General features: G+C 67.4%; 19 protein-coding genes, 2 tRNA genes and 2 pseudogenes. 5 read left to right on the top strand and 18 right to left on the bottom strand.

Annotated elements, in window-relative coordinates; genetic code table 11:
- Position 1 precedes the first annotated feature (1 nt).
- The 12 genes and pseudogenes from ABL308_11625 to ABL308_11570 all read right to left on the bottom strand — a co-directional run bounded on the left by ABL308_11625 (position 2) and on the right by ABL308_11570 (position 8601).
- Positions 2 to 205, bottom strand: coding sequence for a hypothetical protein (locus ABL308_11625; protein XBQ15596.1), 204 nt, complete (start codon positions 203 to 205; stop codon positions 2 to 4).
- 3 nt (positions 206 to 208) lie between these two features.
- Complete coding sequence (nuoG, locus tag ABL308_11620; protein ID XBQ17736.1) at positions 209 to 2311, bottom strand: NADH-quinone oxidoreductase subunit NuoG; 2103 nt, start codon at positions 2309 to 2311, stop codon at positions 209 to 211.
- 21 nt (positions 2312 to 2332) lie between these two features.
- Complete coding sequence (locus tag ABL308_11615) at positions 2333 to 2527, bottom strand: DUF2283 domain-containing protein (GenBank protein ID XBQ15595.1); 195 nt, start codon at positions 2525 to 2527, stop codon at positions 2333 to 2335.
- On the bottom strand, positions 2524 to 2784 hold the full coding sequence (locus tag ABL308_11610) for a DUF4258 domain-containing protein (protein XBQ15594.1): 261 nt from the start codon (positions 2782 to 2784) through the stop codon (positions 2524 to 2526). The genes ABL308_11615 and ABL308_11610 overlap by 4 nt, the downstream gene beginning before the upstream one ends.
- 4 nt (positions 2785 to 2788) lie before the next feature.
- Entirely contained in the window at positions 2789 to 4099 is a 1311-nt protein-coding gene (gene nuoF, locus ABL308_11605; GenBank protein XBQ15593.1) for an NADH-quinone oxidoreductase subunit NuoF, read from the bottom strand.
- A 291-nt stretch (positions 4100 to 4390) separates the two neighbouring features.
- Positions 4391 to 5050: pseudogene (gene nuoE / locus ABL308_11600) on the bottom strand (NADH-quinone oxidoreductase subunit NuoE).
- Positions 5047 to 5430, bottom strand: a complete 384-nt coding sequence (locus ABL308_11595) for a nuclear transport factor 2 family protein (protein XBQ15592.1) — start codon at positions 5428 to 5430, stop codon at positions 5047 to 5049. Before ABL308_11595 ends, nuoE begins: the two are co-directional and overlap by 4 nt.
- Positions 5430 to 6620: an NADH-quinone oxidoreductase subunit D gene (locus tag ABL308_11590; protein XBQ15591.1), complete on the bottom strand. Its 1191-nt coding sequence runs from the start codon at positions 6618 to 6620 to the stop codon at positions 5430 to 5432. The genes ABL308_11595 and ABL308_11590 overlap by 1 nt, the downstream gene beginning before the upstream one ends.
- Positions 6613 to 7032: a hypothetical protein gene (locus tag ABL308_11585; GenBank protein XBQ15590.1), complete on the bottom strand. Its 420-nt coding sequence runs from the start codon at positions 7030 to 7032 to the stop codon at positions 6613 to 6615. Before ABL308_11585 ends, ABL308_11590 begins: the two co-directional genes overlap by 8 nt.
- Complete coding sequence (locus ABL308_11580) at positions 7029 to 7643, bottom strand: NADH-quinone oxidoreductase subunit C (protein ID XBQ15589.1); 615 nt, start codon at positions 7641 to 7643, stop codon at positions 7029 to 7031. The genes ABL308_11585 and ABL308_11580 overlap by 4 nt, the downstream gene beginning before the upstream one ends.
- A 25-nt stretch (positions 7644 to 7668) precedes the next feature.
- A pseudogene (locus ABL308_11575) lies at positions 7669 to 8266 on the bottom strand (NADH-quinone oxidoreductase subunit B family protein).
- A complete protein-coding gene (locus ABL308_11570) occupies positions 8236 to 8601 on the bottom strand; it encodes an NADH-quinone oxidoreductase subunit A (GenBank protein ID XBQ15588.1) in 366 nt (121 codons plus the stop codon). The pseudogene ABL308_11575 and the gene ABL308_11570 overlap by 31 nt, the downstream one beginning before the upstream one ends.
- Before the next feature lie 326 nt (positions 8602 to 8927).
- On the opposite strand from ABL308_11570, the gene ABL308_11565 reads away from it, so the two are divergent.
- From ABL308_11565 to ABL308_11555, 3 genes are read left to right on the top strand one after another with little or no spacing between them, the layout of a single operon-like run.
- The gene (locus ABL308_11565; protein XBQ15587.1) at positions 8928 to 10409 is read left to right on the top strand and encodes an efflux RND transporter periplasmic adaptor subunit; all 1482 of its coding nucleotides are present in this window, start codon (positions 8928 to 8930) and stop codon (positions 10407 to 10409) included.
- Positions 10409 to 11092 (top strand): ABC transporter ATP-binding protein, encoded by a 684-nt coding sequence (locus ABL308_11560; protein ID XBQ15586.1) that lies wholly within the window; start codon positions 10409 to 10411, stop codon positions 11090 to 11092. Before ABL308_11565 ends, ABL308_11560 begins: the two co-directional genes overlap by 1 nt.
- Complete coding sequence (locus ABL308_11555) at positions 11089 to 12342, top strand: ABC transporter permease (GenBank protein ID XBQ15585.1); 1254 nt, start codon at positions 11089 to 11091, stop codon at positions 12340 to 12342. Before ABL308_11560 ends, ABL308_11555 begins: the two co-directional genes overlap by 4 nt.
- A gap of 128 nt (positions 12343 to 12470) precedes the next feature.
- On the opposite strand, the gene ABL308_11550 is transcribed toward ABL308_11555, so the two are convergent.
- Positions 12471 to 12547: transfer RNA gene (locus ABL308_11550), tRNA-Asp, on the bottom strand.
- 147 nt (positions 12548 to 12694) lie between these two features.
- Here ABL308_11550 and ABL308_11545 point away from each other — a divergent pair.
- A complete protein-coding gene (locus ABL308_11545) occupies positions 12695 to 13984 on the top strand; it encodes a hypothetical protein (protein XBQ15584.1) in 1290 nt (429 codons plus the stop codon).
- Here the strand turns inward: ABL308_11545 and ABL308_11540 are convergent.
- From ABL308_11540 to ABL308_11520, 5 genes are all read right to left on the bottom strand, one after another.
- Positions 13963 to 14409 carry a hypothetical protein gene (locus tag ABL308_11540; protein ID XBQ15583.1) on the bottom strand — a complete coding sequence of 149 codons (447 nt, stop codon included), beginning with the start codon at positions 14407 to 14409 and terminating at the stop codon, positions 13963 to 13965. The two genes, ABL308_11545 and ABL308_11540, sit on opposite strands and share 22 nt — an antisense overlap.
- A 97-nt stretch (positions 14410 to 14506) precedes the next feature.
- Positions 14507 to 14695 (bottom strand): hypothetical protein, encoded by a 189-nt coding sequence (locus ABL308_11535; GenBank protein XBQ15582.1) that lies wholly within the window; start codon positions 14693 to 14695, stop codon positions 14507 to 14509.
- A gap of 132 nt (positions 14696 to 14827) precedes the next feature.
- Positions 14828 to 14903, bottom strand: a tRNA-Val gene (locus ABL308_11530).
- Between the two features lie 13 nt (positions 14904 to 14916).
- On the bottom strand, positions 14917 to 16077 hold the full coding sequence (locus ABL308_11525; protein ID XBQ15581.1) for a prephenate dehydratase domain-containing protein: 1161 nt from the start codon (positions 16075 to 16077) through the stop codon (positions 14917 to 14919).
- A 171-nt stretch (positions 16078 to 16248) separates the two neighbouring features.
- Entirely contained in the window at positions 16249 to 16878 is a 630-nt protein-coding gene (locus tag ABL308_11520; GenBank protein ID XBQ15580.1) for a TetR/AcrR family transcriptional regulator, read from the bottom strand.
- A 77-nt stretch (positions 16879 to 16955) separates the two neighbouring features.
- On the opposite strand from ABL308_11520, the gene ABL308_11515 reads away from it, so the two are divergent.
- Positions 16956 to 17591, top strand: coding sequence for a peptidylprolyl isomerase (locus ABL308_11515; protein ID XBQ15579.1), 636 nt, complete (start codon positions 16956 to 16958; stop codon positions 17589 to 17591).

Below are 17591 nucleotides of genomic sequence, written 5' to 3'. Positions count from 1 at the left end.
TCTAGGCCTCGCCGCTGTGATCTTCGCGCTCGCGCACGTTTCCGAACAGCACCGCCCAGATCAGCCCCAGCGCGAGGCCGAGCAAAAGGCCGCGCCCCATCATGTCCTGCGACGCGCCCGCGCCTAGGCCGGTGATCATCGCCAGCACCCAGGGCACGTTGGTGCGCGCGTTGAACATCCGCTTTGCGAGGGCTCCGGCGCGCATCGTCTACTCCGCCGCCTGCAGCTCGGCGCGCGCCGCGGCGACCATGGCCGAGCACTCCGCCAGGGTTTTCGAGGCCCGCGCGATCGGGTTGGTGAGGTAGAAGTCCGCGACCGGCGAGCGGAACGGCGCGTCGGACAGATCGCCCGCCTCGCCGATCTCGGCGACCTTGAACTCCGCCGCTGTGGCTGCGCCCGGGGCATGGTCGATCTGGCCGAAGGTCTCGATCTCCTCGATCAGCTGGGCGCGCAGCGCGTTCAGATCGTCATAGGGCAGCGTCTTGCCCATCACGCCGGACAGCGCGCGGAAGATCGCCCAGTCCTCTTTCGCCTCGCCCTTCGGGAACACTGCGCGCGCGCCCATCTGGACCCGGCCCTCGGTGTTCACGTAAAGCCCGTTCTTCTCGGTGTAAGCCGCTGACGGCAGGATCAGATCGGCGCGCATGGCGCCCTTGTCGCCATGGTGTCCGACATAGATCACGAAGGCGCCGCCCAGCCGGTCCATGTCGATCTCGTCCGCGCCCAGAAGCACGACCGTCTCGACCTCGCCCTTACCCGCGCCGTCGAGGATGGCGGTCGTGTCGCGCCCGCCCTCGCCCGGCAGGAACTTCAGATCGAGGCCGCCGACCCGGCTCGCCGCGCCGTGCAGCACGTTGAAGCCGTTCCAGCCGTCCTTGACCGCGCCCACCTTGTCGGCGAGCTCACCGGCCGCGCGCAGCACCGCCGCGCCGTCTTCGCGCGCCAGCGCGCCGGCGCCGACGATGATCATCGGGCGTTCGGCGTCTTTCAGCGCTTTCGCGATACCCGAACGCTTGCGGGCAAGCCCTTCAAGGTCCTTCGGCGAGGCCCCGACATGCTCGAAATCATAGGTCAGATCGGCCGGCTCGCCGATCAGGCCGATCTCCACATGCTGAGCGTTCAGCCAGCGCTGGCGGATCCGGGCGTTGAGCACCGGCGCCTCAAGGCGCGGATTGGACCCGACGAGCAGGATCGCGTCCGCCTTATCGATGCCCGCGATGGTGGAGTTGAACAGATAGCTCTCGCGCGGCCCGCCGCCGATCTTCGCGCCGTCCTGGCGGCAGTCGATCGAGGTGACGCCGAGAGAAGAGAACAGATCCTTCGCGGCCTTCAGCCCCTCGACCTCGTTGAGATCGCCTGCGATGACGCCGATCTTCGAGGCGTCGCCGGAGAGCTTTTCCGCCGCGATTTTGAGCGCTTCGGACCAATCGACCGGCGCGAGCTTGCCGTCTTTCTTCGCGTAGGGGCGATCCAGGCGCTGGCGGCCGAGCCCGTCCCAGACGAAGCGGGTCTTGTCGGAAATCCACTCCTCGTTCACGGCGTCATGGGTCACCGGCATGATGCGCAGCACCGCGCCCATGCGCGCATCCACGCGGATATTCGCGCCCAGCGCGTCCATCACGTCGATGCTTTCAGTCTTGTTCAGCTCCCAGGGCCGCGCGTTGAAGGCGTAGGGCTTGGAGGTCAGCGCGCCCACCGGGCACAGATCGATGACGTTGCCGGACAGCTCCGACGTCATGGACTGTTCGAGATAGGTGGTGATCTCCATGTCCTCGCCGCGGCCGATGGCGCCGAGTTCGGGCACGCCCGCGATCTCGGTGGCGAAGCGCACGCAGCGCGTGCACTGGATGCAGCGGGTCATGATCGTCTTGATCAGCGGACCCATATACTTGTCTTCCACCGCGCGCTTGTTCTCTGCAAAGCGCGAGCCGGCGCGCCCGTACGCCATCGACTGGTCCTGCAGATCGCACTCCCCGCCCTGGTCGCAGATCGGGCAATCGAGCGGGTGGTTGATGAGCAGGAACTCCATCACCCCTTCGCGCGCCTTTTTCACCAGCGGGCTGAGCGTTCGCATCTGCGGCGGCTCGCCGTTCGGCCCGCCGCGCATGTCGCGCACCAGGAAGGCGCAGGACGCCACGGGCTTGGGCGCGCCGACCAGCTCGACAAGGCACATCCGGCAATTGCCGGCGACCGAAAGCCGCTCGTGATAGCAGAAGCGCGGGATTTCCCGCCCCGCCGCCTCGGCGGCCTGCAGGAGGTTATACTCCTGCGGGACGGTCACTTCCTCGCCGTCGATGACGATGGTGCGCATGGTGTCGGTCATGATGCGTCCCTACTCCGCCGCTTCAGGGTGGATGACGGCGTCCGGCAAGCGGCGCGAGGCGTGGAGCACCTCGATCCCGACGATGCGGTCGTCCGCGTCGAGATCGACGACGACGTCGCGCGCAACCTCCTCGCTCTCGGCGACCTTGGCGTCGGCGAGGCTCAGATAAGCCGCATCCGCCTCACTGTCATAGCGCCAGTTCATGTTTCGCTCCTCGTCCGCCGCGCGCCTCTGTCAAAGAAGGCTGTGATCACGACGGCCGCATCCTTTTCAACTCTCGCGGCGACCCGCAGCACGCGTCCGTCTCCGGCGACGCCCGCCTTGAACCACCGTTTCGCGTCCGGATCGCTCGGGTCCGGCTCAACCCAGTCGGGTTCAGCCAGCGTCCGGTCGATCCATTCGGGCTTCACGCCCCGTTCTTCGCATCGCTCCCGCGCATGGGCGGTCAGAACGATGCGCATCCCTCTACTCCGCCGCCACCGCCGGGGTGAACACCGGCTTGCCGGCGCGATAGTTTTCGATCCGCTCTTCGATCTCGTGGCGGAAATGCCGGATCAGGCCCTGGACCGGCCAGGCCGCCGCGTCGCCGAGCGCGCAGATCGTGTGACCTTCCACCTGGCCCGCCACGTCGAGCAAATCGTCGATCTCGCTGGTCTGCGCCTCGCCGCGCGCCATGCGTTCGAGCACGCGCCACATCCAGCCCGTGCCTTCGCGGCACGGCGTGCACTGGCCGCAGCTTTCGTGCTTGTAGAAGTACGAAATGCGCGCGATCGCCTTCACCACGTCGGTGGACTTGTCCATGACGATGACCGCTGCGGTGCCGAGGCCGGATTTGTGCTCTTTCAGAGCGTCGAAATCCATCAGCACGTCGTCGCAGATCTCCTTCGGCAGAAGGGGAACCGACGACCCGCCCGGGATGACGGCCTTGAGGTTATCCCAGCCGCCGCGCACGCCGCCGCAATAGCTCTCGATGAGGGTCCTGAGCGGGATGCTCATCGCCTCTTCGACATTGCACGGCGCGTTCACGTGGCCCGAGATCGAGAACACTTTCGTGCCCGCATTGCCCTCACGGCCGAAGCCGGCGAACCAGTCCGCGCCGCGGCGCAGGATGGTCGGGACGACCGCGATCGATTCCACGTTGTTTACTGTGGTGGGGCAGCCGTAGAGGCCTGCGTTCGCCGGAAACGGCGGCTTCAGGCGCGGCTGGCCCTTCTTGCCTTCCAGGCTTTCGAGAAGCGCGGTCTCTTCACCGCAGATATACGCGCCCGCGCCGTGATGGACGTAGAGGTCGAAATCCCAGCCGTGGATGTTGTCCTTGCCGATCAGCTTCGCGTCGTACGCTTCCTTGATCGCCGCTTCGAGGCGGGACAGCTCCAGCTGGTACTCGCCGCGGATATAGATGTAGCAGGCGTGCGCGCGCATGGCGTAGCTCGCGATCAGGCAGCCCTCGATGAGGTGCTGCGGATCGTGGCGCATCATCTCGCGGTCCTTGCACGTGCCCGGCTCGGACTCGTCGGCGTTGACCACCAGATAGTGCGGCCGCGCGCCGACTTCCTTGGGCATGAACGACCATTTCAGACCCGTCGGGAAGCCCGCCCCGCCCCGGCCGCGCAGGCCGGACTTCTTGACCTGATCGATGATCCAGTCGCGGCCCTGTTCGAGGATCTCTTTGGTGCCGTTCCACGAACCGCGCGTCTTCGCCGCCTCCAGGCGCCAGTCATGGCGGCCGTAGAGATTGGTGAAGATGCGGTCCTTGTCCTGCAGAAGCTGGGTCATGGCGCCCTACTCCTCGCTCTTCTTCGGCGGCGATTTTTTCGCAGCCGGTTTCTTCGCCGCGGGCTTCTTCGCCGCGGTGGATTTGGCGGCCGGCTTTTTAGCGGCCGTCGCCTTCTTCGCCGCAGGCCGCTTCTTCGCCGGGGTCTTCGGCTGCGCCTCTTCAGGCTTCTTCGCCTCGGCCTCGTCCTTGGCCGCGGGCTTGGCGACGGCGGCCGGGCGCTTCGCCTCGGTCTCCTGGCGGTCGTCCTTGACCGGCTTGGCCTTGGGCTCGGGATCGGTCTTCGCCGTGGTGTTCGGCAGCGCGGTGATCGGCTCAGCGCGCGAGCCGTCATAGAGGCCGGCGTCTTCGAGCACCTTCACCTTGGCCTGGGTCGGTTCGGACGCATGGCGCTTGGTGATCGGGCCGTGTTCGACCGCTTTGCCGGCGCTGAGATCGTCGAGCATCTGCTCGAGCGCCTCGGGCGTCAGGTCCTCGTAGTAGAAGTCGCCCTCGGTGTTGGAGATCTGCACCATCGGCGCGTTCGCGCACGCGCCCAGGCATTCCACCTCTTCCCAGGCGAGCGCGCCGTCGGCGGAGACGTGGCCCCGGCCCTTGGGCCCGATCTTCTTCTCGCAGACCGCCTTCAGCCCGTCCGCGCCGCGCAGCCAGCACGGCGTCGTGCCGCACACCTGGATCAGGTGCCGGCCGGTCGGGGCGAGGTTGAACATCGTATAGAAAGTCGCGACCTCGTAGACGCGGATATACGGCATGGCCAGCCGCTCCGCGATCTCGCGCATGGCCGGCTCGGAGATCCAGTTCTCCTGCTTCTGCACGATCCACAGAAGCGGGATCACCGCAGAGGCCTTCCGGTCGTCCGGATACTTGTTCAGCCAGAACGCGACCTTTTCCTCGCTCTCCTTTGAAAAGGCGAAGCTTTCAGGCTGCTCGGCGGCGAGACGGCGCACGCTCATGAGGGCGTCCCCTCCTTGATGAAATCGACGCGGGCGATGAGGCCCTCCCGCACCGTGTAGATGACGACCAGATCGATCGGTGCGCTCCTCGACCGGCCTTCCAGCCAGACGCGCTCGTGATCGACGACGCGGTTTCCGACGACCGCCCGGTGCACCGCGATCGCTTCGAGCCCCTCGGACTTGAAGCGTTCGACATAGCGCGCGCGGAAGGCGTCCCGGCCCGACAGCGTAAGCACGCCGGGGAAGTCGTAGACCTCCACGTCCTCGGCGAAGCACGCCGCGAACGCGTCCAGATCGCGCGCGTTGTACGCGGCGAGCTGGCGCTCGGCGAGCATGGCCGGGCTCAGAGCCTCATTGGCGGCTGTCGCAGCGGAGAGCATTACCGGTCGATCTCCCCGAACACGATGTCCAGCGAGCCCAGGATCGCGGAAACGTCGGCCAGCATGTGGCCCTTGTTCAGGTGATCCATGGCCTGCAGGTGCGGGAAGCCCGGCGCGCGGATCTTCACCCGGTAGGGCTTGTTGCCGCCAGTGGAGACCAGATAGACGCCGAACTCGCCCTTGGGCGCCTCGACGGCGGCGTAGGCCTGGCCCTCGGGCACGTGCACGCCTTCGGTGTAGAGCTTGAAGTGGTGGATGAGCGCTTCCATCGAGCGCTTCATCTCCGCGCGCCGCGGCGGCGCCCATTTGGTGTCGGTGGGCAGCACCTCGCCCTGGTTCTCCGCCCTGGAGAGCCATTCGCAGCACTGCTTCATGATCTTCACGCTCTCGCGCATCTCTTCCATGCGGCACAGATAGCGGTCGAAATTGTCGCCGTTCTTGCCGAGCGGAATCTTGAAGTCGAGCTCGTCATAAACCTCGTAGGGCTGGGCGCGGCGCAGATCCCAGGCCATGCCCGAGCCGCGCACCATCACGCCGGAAAAGCCCCACGCCAGCGCGTCTTCCTTGCTGACCACGCCGATATCGACATTGCGGGCGCGGAAGATGCGGCTGCCGGTCAGAAGCGCTTCGAGATCGTCGACATGCTTGGGGAAGTTTTCACACCACGCATAGATGTCGTCGATCAGCGCCTGGGGCAGGTCCTGGTGCACGCCGCCCAGCCGGAAGAAGTGCGCGTGCAGGCGCGCGCCGGACGCGCGCTCATAGAAGCCCATCAGCTTTTCGCGCTCTTCGAACCCCCACAGCGGCGGGGTCAGCGCGCCCACGTCCATCGCCTGGGTGGTGATGTTCAGAAGGTGCGCCAGGATCCGGCCGATCTCGGAATAGAGCACGCGCACATAGGAGCCGCGCTTGGGCACCGGAATGCCGGCAAGCTTCTCGGCCGCCATGCAGAAGGCGTGCTCCTGGTTCATCGGCGCGACGTAGTCGAGCCGGTCGAAATAGCCGATGCCCTGCAGGTACGTTTTGTGCTCGAGCAGCTTCTCGGTGCCGCGGTGCAGAAGGCCGATATGGGGATCGACGCGCTCGACCACCTCGCCGTCCAGCTCCAGCACCATGCGCAGCACGCCATGCGCGGCCGGGTGAACGGGGCCGAAATTAATCGTGAAATTGCGGATGTCTGTTTCAGCCATCGGTCGGCTCCGCCGGTTCGCTCGTCTCTGCTTCGATCGCGCTACGGTCGGTCCGGCACTGGGCGAGCGCACCGGTCATATCGCTCTGCGCGTCCTGCGGGCCGGTCGTCAGCACCGTGCGCGCGAGCGCAAGCGCGCGCTGGGCGCCGGCCAGCTGACGGTCGAGTTCGGCGTCTTCTTCGTTCTCGGAAAACGCGCCGACGCGCGCGGACCAGAAGACGCTTTCTTCGGTCAGCACGTCCTTCTCCTCGCCCGGCGCCAGCCGGTCGATCTGGGCGCCGTCACGGTTGAGCAAAGGCACGTAATTGGCGTAGCAGCCGACCGCATGCGCCTTGCCGAACTCCGCCGCCGGCGCGCCCCCGGCGGAGACGGCCCCGATCAGGCCCGCAAGAATGGAAGCGGCAATGGTCACGCCTTGTCCTCCGCCTTCTCGTCGCCGGGCAGCACGTATTTCGCGCCTTCCCAGGGGGACAGGAAATCAAACTCGCGGTATTCCTGAACCAGCGTCACCGGCTCGTAGACCACCCGCTTCTGCTCGTCGTCATAGACGACCTGAGTAAAGCCGGTCAGCGGGAAGTCCTTCCTCAGCGGGAAGCCGTGGAAGCCGTAATCGGTGAGGATCCGGCGCAGGTCGGGATGGTTGTCGAACAGGATCCCGTACATGTCGAAGGCTTCGCGCTCGAACCAGTTCGCGGCCGGGAAGATCGAGGTGATCGATTCCACCGGGCTGTCCTCGTCGGTGGTCAGGATCACCCGGATGCGCTGGTTATGGTGCATCGACAGAAGGTGATAGACCACGTCGAACCGGTCGCTGCGGCTGGGCCAGTCCACCCCGCAGATGTCGATCAGCGTGGTGAAGCGGCAGACCGGATCGTCGCGCAAAAAGCGCATGACCTTGGCCACGCGGTCGCGATGGATCTCCACGGTCAGCTCGCCGTTCTCGACCGCAAAGCCCCTGACGTCCTCGTCATGGCTCGCGGCGATGTGCTCGCCGAGCTCTTTGAGTGTTTCGGGTTTGCTCAAGGCGCCCTCTCCCAGGTCCGAGCGGCTAGCGCTCGATCGAGCCTTCGCGGCGGATCTTCTTCTGAAGCTGCATGATGCCGTAGATCAGCGCTTCGGCGGTCGGCGGGCAGCCGGGCACGTAGATGTCCACCGGCACGATGCGGTCGCAGCCGCGCACCACCGAGTACGAGTAGTGATAATACCCGCCCCCGTTCGCGCAGCTGCCCATCGAGATGACGTAGCGCGGCTCGGGCATCTGGTCGTAGACCTTGCGCAGGGCCGGAGCCATCTTGTTGGTCAGCGTGCCCGCGACAATCATCACGTCGGACTGCCGGGGCGAACCGCGCGGCGCGGCGCCCAGGCGTTCGATGTCGTAGCGCGGCATGGAGGCCTGCATCATCTCCACCGCGCAGCACGCCAGGCCGAACGTCATCCACATCAGCGAGCCGGTGCGCGCCCAGGTGATCAGATCGTCCGCCCGCGCGACGAGAAAGCCCTTGTCGGCCAGCGCGTCGGAAACGCCGTCGAAGAACGGATCGTGTTTCTTGGGGTCGTAGAGCGGGGTCGCGGCCTTGCCCGCGCCGCCCGCCGGATAGGTCGCGTCGGCCATCGCCTACTCCCAGTCCAGGGCGCCTTTGCGCCATTCATAGAGAAAGCCCACCGTCAGAACCCCGAGGAAGACCATCATCGACCAGAAGGCGAAGATGTTCCCCTCGAAGATCGGGAACAGCCAGGGGAAGAGGAAGGCGACCTCGAGGTCGAAGATGATGAACAGGATCGCCACCAGATAGAACCGGACGTCGAACTTCATCCGCGCGTCGTCGAAGGCGTTGAACCCGCATTCATAGGTCGACACCTTTTCCGGATCGGGATCGGACGGCGCGAGCACGAAGGCGGCCAGGATGAAGGCAAGGCCCAGCACGGTCGCGATTCCGAAGAAGATCAGGATCGGCAGATATTCGAGAAGGAGCGCGTTCATGTCGCGTCTCACCTTTCCGGCGTGATGATCCATATGGTCCGGGAGACCGCCGGCGCGCATGGGGCGTTTCCGCGCACCCGGACGCCCGCGACGAGACCCCGGTCGCGGTCGGGGCGGAAGCTAGTTCGACCCGTTCCGCGCCGCAAGACGAAAGCACCGCCCGGAACGCCCGTTCCGGCCGGGTTTTACAGGCTTTATCTGCAAGTGATTTTCAATTGCTGAAATGAGCCTGTCTTCATGTTCATTTTCGCCGCGACGGCTCGCGTGCTACCGATCCGTATCTTGCTGCGCCGCGCATTTTTCCGGCGCGCTTTGGGGGGGTGTTCATGGCGCGAATTCTCACAGTGCTCGTCGTCGTCGCCGCCGCTGCGGCCGCAGGCTGGTTCTTCTTTCTCCGCGATGACGGCGCGGCGAGCGGCGATCTTCGGATCGAGACCGCCCAGCTCGAACGCCGCGACCTGTCCCGCGTCGTCGCCTCCTCGGGCAAGATCGCCCCGCTGATCACCGTCGAGGTCGGCTCCCAGCTGTCCGGTCAGATTCTTTCGATCGACGCGGATTTCAACGACCCGGTCGAGGCTGGCGGCCTGCTCGCCCGTATTGATCCGCAGACCTTCGAAACCCGCGTGCGTGAAGCCGAAGCCGCCCTCGAAGTCGCCCGTGCCCAGGTGGAGGTGAGCCGCGCCAACGTCTCCCGCGCCGACGCCGAACTGAACGCCGCGCGCCGGGCCTTCGACCGCGCCCAGTCCCTGCGCGAGCGCGGCACCTTCTCCGAAGCCCAGTACGATCAGGCCGAGACCGCCTATGAGAACGCCCGCGCCGGGCTGTCGGTGGCCAACGCCAATCTCAGGAACGCGCGCGCCGCCCTGCAGCAGCGCGAGGCGAATCTCGAAAGCGCGCAGGTCGATCTTCAGCGCACCTTCATCCGCTCGCCCATCGACGGGGTGGTGATCGACCGCCAGATCGACGAGGGCCAGACCGTCGCCGCCTCCTTCAACGCGCCGGTCCTGTTCCTGATCGCGCAGGATCTCGGCCGCATCCAGATCGAGGCCCAGATCGACGAGGCCGATATCGGCCAGATCGAGGAGGGCCAGACCGTCAGCTTCGACGTGGACGCCTATCCCGGCCAGAATTTCGACGGTCAGGTCACGCAGGTCCGCCTCGCCGCGCAGGACGCGCAGAACGTGGTGACCTATACGGTCGTCATCGAAGCGGACAATCCCGGCCAGCGCCTGCTTCCGGGCATGACCGCGAACGTCACCATCGTCACCGGATCGGTCGACGGCGTGCTCGCCGCGCCCAACGCGGCGCTGCGCTTCACCCCGCGCGGCGCGGCCGAGGCTCTGGTCGCCGAAGCGCCCGGCGGGGAAGGCCGTGGCGGCGGGCGCGGGCGCGGCGGCGGCATGGACGCGATGATCGACGGCCTCGCCGAACAGCTCGACATGACCGATGAACAAAAAGACGAAGCGCGCACCGCGCTTCGCGACGCCTTCGCCCAGATGCGCGCGCAGATGCAGGCCGGCGCGGCCGGGGGCGGCGGCGGGCCGCCGAACTTCCAGGCGGTGATCCGCCGGGCCCTGTCTGACGTGCTGACGACCGAACAGCTCGCCCGCTACGATGCGCTGGCCGCCGAACGCGCCAACGCCCGCCAGGACGTGCGCCGCGGCACGCTGTGGGTTCAGACCGAAGACGGCCGGATCGCCGCCCGCCCGGTCGGGCTGGGTCTGTCCGACGGGCAATACACCCAGATCCTCGGCCAGGGGCTCGAGGCCGGCGAGGCGGTCGTCACCCGCGTGCGCGAGGCGGGCTGATGAGCCCGCCGCTCATCCGGGCGCGCGGGCTTGTGCGCACCTACACGCTCGGCGGCTCGGAGATCCGGGCGCTGGACGGCGTGGATTGCGACATCGACGCAGGCGAGTACGTGGCGATCATGGGCGCCTCGGGCTCGGGCAAATCGACCTTCATGAACATGCTCGGCGCGCTGGACCGGCCCGACGGCGGCAAGCTGGTGGTCGACGGCGAGGAGCTGAACGACCGCACGCCCGACGAGCTCGCCGCCTTCAGAAACCGCTCTGTCGGCTTCGTCTTCCAGCAGTTCAACCTGCTCGCCCGGACCAGCGCGGTCGACAATGTCGCCCTGCCATTGGTCTATCGCGGCTGGAGCACGGCGAAACGCCGCAAGCGCGCGATCGAATGTCTTGAAATGGTGGGGCTGGGCGACCGGCTCGCCAATCATCCCTCCCAGCTCTCAGGCGGTCAGCAGCAGCGCGTTGCGATCGCCCGGGCGCTGGCGGGCGAGCCCTCCATCCTGCTCGCCGACGAACCCACGGGCGCGCTCGACACGAAAACCAGCCACGAAGTCATGTCGATCTTCGATTCGCTGAACGCGCAGGGCATCACCGTGATTCTCGTCACCCACGAGGACGATGTGGGCGCGCACACCCGCCGCCGGATCGTCTTCCGCGACGGGCAGATCGTGGAGGACAGTCGATGAACTTTCTCGCTGCGATCTCCGTCGCGCTGACCGCCCTGCGGGTCAATGCGCTCAGAAGCTTTCTCGCGATCCTCGGCGTGATCTTCGGCGTGGCCGCGGTGATCACCACCGTGTCGCTGACCGAAGGCGCGAGCGCCGCGCTGGAAGACCAGATCGCCGGGCTGGGCGCGAACACGCTCAACATCCGCCCGGGCTCGGACAATCGCGGCGGGCGGCGCGGCGGGGCGGGCAGCGCCACCCCCTTCTCCTCCGATGACGTGGACGCCCTGCGGCGCGACGTGCCGGTGATCGTCGCCGCATCGGGCACGGTGCAGAGCCAGGTCACCGCCGTGGTCGACGGCGTGAACTGGCCCACCCAGATCGTCGGCGTGCATCCTGACTATATCGAGATTCGCGACTGGGAGATCGATCAGGGCCGGCTCTTTACGCCCACCGAGAACCAGCGTTCCGCCCGGGTCGCCATTCTGGGTCAGACCGTCGCCGAGGAGCTGTTTCCTTCCGGCGGCTCTCTGGGGGCCACGGTGCGCCTGAACGGCCAGCCCTTCGAGGTGATCGGCCTTCTCGAGGAACTCGGCCAGGGCGGCTGGGGGCAGGATCAGGACGACATCATCATCGCGCCGATCTCCACCGTGCGCGAGCGGGTGTCGGGCTTTTCCCGCGCGGGCGTGCGCGATCCGGTCCAGACCGTCTGGGTCGAGGTCGCCGCCGGCGAGGACATGGAAGTCGCCCAGGCCGAGATCACCGATTATCTGCGCGGTCTGCGCGGAATCGAACCCGGCGCGGAAGACGATTTCTCGGTGCGAAATTTCGCCGAGTTCATCCGCGCCTTCAACGAAAGCGAACGCGTGCTGGGCGTGCTGCTCGCCGCGGCCGGGCTCATCACGCTTCTGGTGGGCGGCATCGGCATCATGAACGTGATGCTGGTCTCGGTGACCGAACGCACGCGGGAGATCGGCCTCAGGCTCGCGGTCGGCGCGCGGCGCGCGGACATCAGGAACCAGTTCCTGATCGAATCGGTCGTGCTGTGTTCGGTCGGCGGGGTGCTCGGGCTCGGCCTGGGCGTCGCCTCGGCGGTCGCGCTCGAACAGTTCGCCCCCGCGCTCGGGCTGCAGCAGCTGCCGGTCTCGGTCGATCCCTCGATCGCGGCGATCGCGATCGGCGCCTCGACCCTGGTGGGCGTCCTGTTCGGATTTTATCCCGCCCTGAGAGCCAGCCGGCTCGACCCGATCGAGGCGCTCCGACACGAATAGCGGTTTTGATGACGCCGGGGCGGTTCCCCATGACGTCAGGGCGGTTTCAGAAGGTGAATCCGACGGGCCCGAAACGCGAAACGCCCGCCGGATAAGGGCGGGCGCTTTGCACGGTTTCGATCTGGAACTGGCGCGAGTGACGGGGCTCGAACCCGCGACCTCCGGCGTGACAGGCCGGCGCTCTAACCAACTGAGCTACACCCGCCCAGATCGCTTCCCCGGCGCGGGTGGCCGCCCCGGAGAGGCGCTTTCCTAAAGCGGGGGCCGGATGCGGTCAAGCAGGTTTCGCGCTGCTTTCGCACCTGTCTGCACACGCGCTGACGATCCCCCGGACAGGCGCTAGTCTGTCCCCATGTCCGCTCCCACCGGCAAGGCCAGGCTCGCCCTCGCCGCAGCCCTCCTCACCGCCCTCCTCGCCGGTCTTCTGGCCAGCGCCACACCCGTGCGCCACCTCCTCGCCACAGCCGAGAACACCCCCGCCAGAGCCCCCCTCGCCCCGCCGCTTTTCGCCGAAGGGTATGGTCAGGAAGCTGTGGACACTCTGGCGGACTGGGAGGCGCGACGAACCGCGCTGCTTGCTGTTTTTGAACGTGAAATCTACGGCGCCGCCCCGGCCGAACCCGCCGTCACGACGCTGGAAGTCGAGACCCTGCCCGCTCCGGACTGGGTCGGGACCGGCGTTCTGGAGCTGCGCCGGATCACGATCACCCCTGAAAGCGCCGATCCGATCGCCCTCACCCTCGCCGTCGTCAGGCCGCAAGGCTCTGTAAACGGGGTGTTTTTCATCCCCGCAGACTGCGGACTCAGAGCCGCGCTCTCCGATCACCGCATCGATCCGCCGACCGACTACAGGTCAAGCTGGTGCGGCCCTCCCGAGAGCCTGGGCGGGGACCCTGGCGGTCTCGTCGGGGCCCTGTTTGGAAAGCACATCCTCACCCCGCCGCTCGACCGGATTCTCGAGGCCGGCTACGCCGCCGCTCTCTTCCACGACGGCGCGATCGGGCCTGACGAGCGGGACCGGTTCGACGCAGCGCTTCTCCGTCTGGGCGTTGATTCGGGCGCTGAAAACCGGCCCGGCCTGATCTCGGTCTGGGCCTGGACCCTGTCAGCGATGATCGACGCCATTGAAGACCACCCCGAGCTCGGATCAGCGCCGGTCTTCGCCTACGGCCATTCCAGACGCGGCAAGGCGGCGCTCCTGGCTGCGGCCCGAGACGACCGGATCGCACTCACCCTCGTCCACCAGTCGGGAACCACCGGCGCCGCGCCTCACGCCGACGCGACCGGCGAACCCGTTGCTTCGATGGTGAAATCCTACCCGCACTGGTTCACGCCGCGCTTCAGCCGCTACGCCGGAAACGAAGCCGCCCTGTCGGTCAACCAGCACCAGCTCATCGCCCTTCTCGCCCCGCGCGCCCTCCATCTGGGCGGCGCCAACCGCGACAGCTGGGCCGACCCCAAAGGCGCCGAAACCGCCGCCCGCGCCGCAGCGCCAGCCTGGACGCTCTACGGCGAAGACCCGGGCGCCCGTGTCAGCAGCCATCTCCGGCCGGGAACGCATGGCGTGACTGAAGAAGACTGGACCGCCTTCCTCGCGGCGGCGGACCGGGCGACGGCCCGTCAGCCGCCGCGGCGGCGTTGAGGCAGCTCGTCCCGGCTCAGCGCACCGTCGCCGTTCGCGTCGAACCGGTCGAGCGCAGGAAACGGCGCATCGACGAACTCTGCGCGTGAGAGCCGGCCGTCACCGTCCGCGTCGTGCTGGGCGATGGGATCGCGGCCCATGCCGCCCGCACGGCCGCGCCGGGTCTGACCGTAACCGGCGGCCTCTGCCGCGTCGGCGGCCTGGGCGCGCAGGGCGTCGAGCTCCTCGCGGGTGACGTACCCGTCCGCATCCGCGTCCGCGCCAGTGAAGAATCGGTCGCGCCAGTCGCGGACTTCGGCTCGGGTGATCGCTCCGTCTCCGTCAGCGTCGAACCGGTCGAACATCGCGCCAGGACCGGCCTGGGCGAAGGCGGGCGCGGCGAACAGCACCGTGAATGCAGCGGCGAACAAGGGACGAAAGCTCATGGGATCGGGCTCCTCAGCTGAGCGGCGCAGGGCTGCGCCGTTGAGACCGATACGGATGGGGCGGCCGGTTTCCGTCGCGGAGCCGCGCTACACCTGCTCAGCGTCGCAAAATTCCGCGGGCGAGTTGAAAGAGCGCAATCCCCGCTCCGATGACGCCCGCCAACACTGCGACGATCGCCAACAGGTCGCCCTCCGACGCCTCGCCGGCGTTTGCTCCAGTGATCACGCAGAAGCTCGCCAGAAAGAAAAGCGGCACGGCGATCGGATGTTCATAGCCGTCTTTCATGGCGCGAAGTGTAACTTCCGCCTCGGTGAAAAAGAAAGGGGTCGAATCGCTTGCTCCGGCTCGCTCAATCAACGCCTACTACGCGCCGGATGATTGTCCGCCGAGCCGAAGCTCGCGCCAGCGAGCGAAGGCTGGTGGGCGGTGACGGGTTCGAACCGCCGACCTGCTCGGTGTAAACGAGATGCTCTACCAGCTGAGCTAACCGCCCTCAGTCAACGTCTTTAGCCTTCGCGTGCGGCGGGCTTCAAGCGGTCCGAGCCGTAGGAGCCGAAACTGCGCACGCTTTTGGCGTGGCCCTGAAGCCGGGCGAGCGCGCGGGCGACCGGCTCGTCCTCTTCATGGCCTTCGAAATCGAGGAAAAACATCTGCTCCCAGGGCGCGCCCGCCACGGGCCGGCTTTCAAGCTTGGTGAGATTGACGCCCTCGGCCCTGAACCCGTCCAGCGCGTCGACCAGGGAGCCCGCCTCGTCGGAGGTCACGAACACAAGCGAGGTCTTGCACGGCAAAAGCGGGCTCGCCGGTTCGGGATCGAGCGCCAGCGCCACGAATCGAGTCTGTGCGCCGGGATGATCGGAGATCGACGGCTCGATCACGTTCAGACCGAACAGGCCCGCCGCTTCCGGCCCCGCCACCGCAGCCACGGTCGGACCCTCGTCGAGCGCGCGTTCGAGCGCGCGGGTGCTCGAGGCCACCGGGACCTTTTTGAGTTCAGGCCGGGCGTTCAGCCAGATCTGCGCCTGGCGCAGCGCCTGGGCGTGACCGTAGACCGTGCGCACTGCGCCCAGATCGGTCGATTTGCCTAAAAGCGCGTGTTCGACCCGGTGATGACGTTCGCCGGCGATCTTTAGCCTGGTGTCGCGCAACAGGTCGTAGACCTCCACGATGCCGCCGGTGGAGGTGTTCTCGATCGGCAGGAAGCCGTAATCGGCTTCGCCGCTCTCCACTGCGCCGAAGACCGCCGCGTAGTCGCGCTTGATCACCGGCGACAGCCCTGAGTACCGGCCGGAAAAGTGCGCGTGCGCTGCGAAATGCGAATAGCTGCCCGGCCCGCCCAGATACGCCACCCGCGCCTCGGTCAGCATGCGGCCGTGCGCGCGCGCGTCCAGACCGTCGCGCTGGCGGCGCAGGCTGTCGTCGATGATGAGCTGGAACAGCTTTTCGACAAAGCCTGCATCGAGCCCCTGCGCGCGGCCGGCGGTCATCGCCCGGTCGATCACGTCGCGCTCGCGTTCGAGATCGCGCACCGGCGTGCTTTCTCCGGCCTTGAGCGCGCCCAGCGCCTCACCCAGCCGCCTGCGGTCGGCCAGAAGGCGCAGCAGCTCGCGGTCCGCAGCGTCGATCGCCGATCTCAGCGCGGCGCGGTCGTCTCTGGTCTCGGTCATCGGTCGAAGGCTCCCCGCAAACGAAAACCCCCGCCTTTCGGGCGGGGGCAGACTGATCGGCTCGGCGCGAGCGTGGTCAGCCGGTCCCCCGCGGGCCGGTGAAATAGATCGCATAAAAGAAGGTGCGCGCCGTGCTCATGGGCAAAGAATGAGCCGCCAGGCTTTTCCCGGTCAACCCGCTTTTCGTGCGAGCTCGCCCAGAACCCCGTCGATGATCAGCGTGATCATCGCCTCCTGCTCGGCCGGGTCGCCGTCGTCATGGCTCGCGGCGGTGACGATGCCGTGCACCGCGGCCCACAGCGCGCGGGCCGCCATCAGCCGGTCGGGCTCGGCCAGCGCGCCGGGCAAGGCTTCCGAAAGCCGCTCGGTGATCAGCGAGAACATGCGCGTTTCCGCCGCGTCGTACCATTCCGGCCTCAGCCCTTCGGCGCGGCGGCGCGCGATGATCGCGCTCCAGCGTTTCTCGTGGCGGCTGACGAACTCGACATAGCCGCGCGCCATCGCCAGAAGCTGCTCGCGGACCGGCCGGTCCTTCACCGTGGCGAAAATCGCCGTCTCGTGATCGTAAAGGGCGCGATAGGTCTGAAGCGCCGCCTCGCGCGCCACGTCGTCGATATCGCCGACGAGCTTGTACAGCGAGCCGACAGACAGCTTGGCCTCGGCGGCGATCAGGCGCGCCTGCAGCCCCTCCAGACCCTTGCGGTCGAGAAGGTGCAGCGTGGCCCTGATCAGCCGTTCGCGATGTTCAGGTCCCAGCGGCGGCCGGCCGCGCCGGCGTTTGGGGCGTATGGCGTCGTCCATGCGCGCGATCTAGCATGAGAGAATGAAGAAAGGAAAAGCGCCGAGTCAGCACGCCGGCCGGCGCATGGGGGAGAGACATGCAACACTACGCCCTGCTCGCCGCAGCCGTCGCGCTGGCCGCCTGCACGCCCGACGCCGAACCGCCCGCTGAAACCGCCGCGGACGCCGGCCCGCGCACCGCCGTCATCGAGACCAGCGCCGGGGACATCCGCGTCGCGCTGGCCGAAGACGCCGCCCCGATCTCGGTGGCGAACTTCGTCCGGCACGCCGAGGCCGGCGCCTATGACGGCGGGCTCTTCTACCGCTCGGTGCGGCCCGACAACGACCGGCCGGACGTCGAGCCGATGAGCCTCATTCAGGGCGGCTACGATTTCGACGGCTCGTCCGGCGCCGAACCCATCGCGCACGAGCCCACGACCCAGACCGGCCTCAGCCACAAGCGAGGCGCGATCTCCATGGCCCGGTTCGATCCGGGCACGGCGACGACGGAATTTTTCATCATGGTCGCCGACTATCCGGGCCTCGACGCCGGGCCGGGCACCCGCAATCCCGACGAACTCGGCTACGCGGTCTTCGGCGAGGTGATCGAGGGCATGGACGTGGTCGAAACGATCTGGAGCGGAGAGACCAGCATCGAAAACGCGCCGGAGGACTTCCAGTACGCCCAGTTCCTGGTCGAGCCCGTCAGGATCGAGACGGTCAGGGTGGAGTGA

It is taken from the genome of Oceanicaulis sp., from assembly GCA_040112665.1.
GTDB lineage: Bacteria > Pseudomonadota > Alphaproteobacteria > Caulobacterales > Maricaulaceae > Oceanicaulis.
Note: the sequence above shows the minus strand (reverse complement) of the source record. Positions and strands in the feature narration are given on the sequence as shown.